General features: G+C 61.2%; 2 protein-coding genes. Both read left to right on the top strand.

Annotated features, from left to right (window positions below; genetic code table 11):
• Positions 1–102: 102 nt before the first annotated feature.
• Positions 103–702, top strand: a complete 600-nt coding sequence (gene nadD, locus FAB82_RS12850; RefSeq protein WP_211116571.1) for a nicotinate-nucleotide adenylyltransferase — start codon at positions 103–105, stop codon at positions 700–702.
• A 123-nt stretch (positions 703–825) separates the two neighbouring features.
• A partial coding sequence (rsfS, locus tag FAB82_RS27110) for a ribosome silencing factor (protein WP_168801577.1) occupies positions 826–1,233 on the top strand: 408 nt, incomplete at its 3' end.

Here is a 1,233-nt window from a genome sequence, read left to right on the forward strand (position 1 = left end):
GGGTGTGGGAGAGCAGGACACCGCCAAACATGAACATAAGGCAAGGGCCGCAACCACCAGGTTGCGGCCCTTCCTCGTTTCACGCAGTTAGGATTCGAAACTGTGGACGACGTATCGATTCAACGCATCGGGATTTTCGGCGGGACCTTTGATCCCCCGCATCTCGGGCATCTTGTGGCCGCCAGTGAGGCGGCCGCCAGGTGTGCGTTGGACGAGGTCGTCTTTGTTCCGGCCGGCGATCCGTGGCAGAAGCACGGTCGCGATATCACCGATGCTGCTGCGCGCCTCACGATGACGAGGCTTGCTATCGCCGCTGATCTGCGGTTCCGCATCAGCACTTGCGATATTGACCGCGAGGGCCCCACCTATGCGATCGATACTGTCGCCGATGTCCGGACCGAGTACGACCGCCCCATTGAGTTGTACTTCATCATGGGGGCCGATTCCCTTGCGAACCTTCAGACCTGGCATCGAGTCGAGGAGCTCTGCAAGGCCGTGAGGTTCATCGCATTGAACCGGCAGGGACACTCACGCCGAGAGGTCGACACGTCATTCGGGATTGAAGTCGAGTTCATCGACATGCCGGCTGTCGACCTGTCGTCAACCGAATGCCGAGAGCGGGTACGCGAGGGTGAGCCGATCCGGTACCTCGTCTCCGACTCGGTCGACTCCTATATCTCCGAACACGGGCTTTACCACTGAGCCCGGAACGTGGCGCACGACGGCTGACACGAAACAGGGAAGGCGTCGTCGTACCCAACGTGTAAGACTAGAGCGGTAGCCCGGCTGTGTACGTCGGGAGAATTCTCGCTGATAGGGGAGTACGTGACCGCAACTGACACCGCCAAGACCCTGGCGTTCTCCGCAGCGCAGGCAGCGGCGGACAAGAAGGCCCACGCCATCAATATCCGCGATGTCACCGAGAAGATCGCGCTGACCGACGTGTTCGTGATCCTCTCGGCCGCGAACGAGCGGCAGGTCAAGGCGATCGTCGACGCGGTCGAGGAAGTGCTCATCAAGAAGCACGACACCCGGCCGCTGCGTCGCGAAGGCAAGGGCGAAGGGCAATGGGTGCTCCTGGACTACGGCGAGATCGTGGTCCACGTTTTCCACCAGGAAGCTCGCGAATACTTTGGGCTGGACGGACTTTGGAAGGACTGCCCGCAGATTCCGTTCGTCGAGCGAAGCGAGACGGACAGAGGGCTCAGCGTCGAGCGGAGCGAGTCGGACAGA

The organism is Glycomyces buryatensis (assembly GCF_004912275.1).
Taxonomy (GTDB): Bacteria; Actinomycetota; Actinomycetes; order Mycobacteriales; family Micromonosporaceae; genus Glycomyces; species Glycomyces buryatensis.